The organism is Streptomyces sp. SID12501 (assembly GCF_010550245.1).
In the GTDB taxonomy this organism is placed as follows: domain Bacteria; phylum Actinomycetota; class Actinomycetes; order Streptomycetales; family Streptomycetaceae; genus Streptomyces.
The window spans coordinates 1-1,856 of sequence record NZ_JAAGLU010000094.1 but is presented as its reverse complement, the minus strand read 5'-3'; the positions used below and the strand labels follow the sequence as shown (position 1 = coordinate 1,856).

The 1,856-nt window shown below is 69.3% G+C and carries 2 protein-coding genes; one reads left to right on the top strand and one right to left on the bottom strand.

The window, feature by feature from the left end:
* Positions 1-199 precede the first annotated feature (199 nt).
* A complete protein-coding gene (locus G3I71_RS44525) occupies positions 200-529 on the bottom strand; it encodes a hypothetical protein (RefSeq protein ID WP_164324544.1) in 330 nt (109 codons plus the stop codon).
* A gap of 47 nt (positions 530-576) precedes the next feature.
* Here G3I71_RS44525 and G3I71_RS44520 point away from each other — a divergent pair, with 47 nt between their 5' ends.
* Positions 577-1,683: an IS630 family transposase gene (locus tag G3I71_RS44520; RefSeq protein ID WP_164324542.1), complete on the top strand. Its 1,107-nt coding sequence runs from the start codon at positions 577-579 to the stop codon at positions 1,681-1,683.
* Positions 1,684-1,856 lie beyond the last annotated feature (173 nt).

The window sequence follows — 1,856 nt, the reverse complement described above, 5'->3', positions numbered from 1 at the left end:
GCCCGCTGGCCCGCCCGGCCCGGCACCCGGTCTCGCACTGGCTCGCATGCCGTAGCAGTCCGTGCGAGAGTCGATGGGTGCAACGCGCTGAACTGGGGTGATACGCGTATCACCCGCTCATACGATGTCGCACTGTGGTAGCCGGCGCGGCGGGACCTAGTGCTGCTCCGCGAAAGTTCGTGGAGGGGGGTTGGGCCGGTCAGGCCGGGCTGCCGAGGTAGAGGGTGCCGGCGCAGGTAAGGCAGTCCTCGGGACTGCCGATGGGGAGGCCGGTGGGGAGGAAGTTGTCCTCGTACTTGCCGCTACTGGCGAGATAGAGAGCGAAGCCCCAGGTGTGCAGCGTCCCGGCGAAACGCAGACGGCACAGAGGGACGGGTTCGTCCTCGTCATTCGACTCGGCGGCCACGTAGGCGAATCCGGCACGGAATCGGACCTGCACGGACTCGACCTGGGGCCAGAGGGCGCGGGCGTGGACGGCCAGCCGGTGTCGCAGGTGGTGCTGCGTGGAGTCGGGCGGGTTCTTGGGCACGACCCCATCGTGCCGCCCCGGGCCACGATCCGCCATGATCTTCGATCATGTGGGGAAACGGGCAGGTCAACAGCGTGATGCGGGCAGTACCGGTCGAGCTTGCCGCTGACGTGCGGGCATTGCTGGAACAGCGGGCCGCGTCCACGAAGGCGGCGGTGCGTGACGCGATGCGGGCCAGGGTCGTACTGGCCGCGTCGGACGGGATGTCCAACGCGGAGATCGCCCACGACCTGTCCGTGACGATCAACACTGTCCGCAAGTGGCGGGGCCGCTACGCCGAGCTGGGACCGGCGGGATTGCTGGACGCCGCCCGCTCGGGGCGTCCGCGTCAGTACGGTGACCTGGTGCGCATCGCGGTCGTGGCCGCGGCCACCGCCGAAGTCCCCGACGGCGCGGCGACCTGGACCCACGTCGCGATCGCCGAGCAGGTCCGCGGCACTGTGTTCGCCCCGGTTTCCGCCTCGTGGGCCGGACGCGTCCTGGCCGACCTGGACCTCAAGCCGCACAAGGTCACCGGCTGGCTCACCCGTCGTGACACCCCGGACTTCTGGGAACGCGCCCGCGACATCTGCGAGTTGTACCGCAACCCGCCCGCCGGGGCGGTCGTGCTGTCCATCGACGAGAAGACCGCGATCGCAGCCCGCTCCCGCAAGCACCCCGCCCAGCCCGCCACCCCGGCGGCACCAGGACAGCCCGGGCGACCGGCGCGCCAGGAGTTCGAATACGTCCGCCACGGCACCGCCTCCCTCGTCGCCGCCATGGACGTGACAAGCGGCGAAGTCCTCACCGAGGTCATCGACCGCAACACCGCGGCGACGTTCACCGCCTTCCTCGACCAGCTCGACGCCACGATCGAACCAGGCAAGAACATCCTCGTCGTCCTGGACAACGGCTCCTCACACACCGCCCGCCACACCAAGAAGTGGCTGGCCAACCACCCTCGCTGGCACGTCCACTGGACCCCACCCCACGCCTCCTGGCTCAACCAGATCGAGCTCGTCTTCTCCGCCCTGACCCGCCGTGTCCTGCGACACGGCGACTTCACCAGCCGCGACGACCTCATCGCCAAGATGGACGACTACATGATCAAACGGAACGAGACCGCCCGCCCCTTCAAGTGGACCTACGCCGCCAGCCCCCTCCAGGAAGCCTGAACCCCCCTCCACGAACTTTCGCGGAGCAGCACTAGCCTGCGGGGTCCTCGCGCACTGCCACCTGGCCAACCTCGTCCCTGGGACCTGCCATGCGAGCCCAACCTGCTGTCAACCGCGCCCTCCTGGCCTTGATCGGGGCTATCCTGCTCGGCACCGGATCCCTGGCCCTGGCC

Bases quoted from the DNA above. Each gene is read 5' to 3' on its own strand.
- G3I71_RS44520 (WP_164324542.1), top strand. From the start codon at position 577: ATGTGGGGAAACGGGCAGGTCAACAGCGTGATGCGGGCAGTACCGGTC.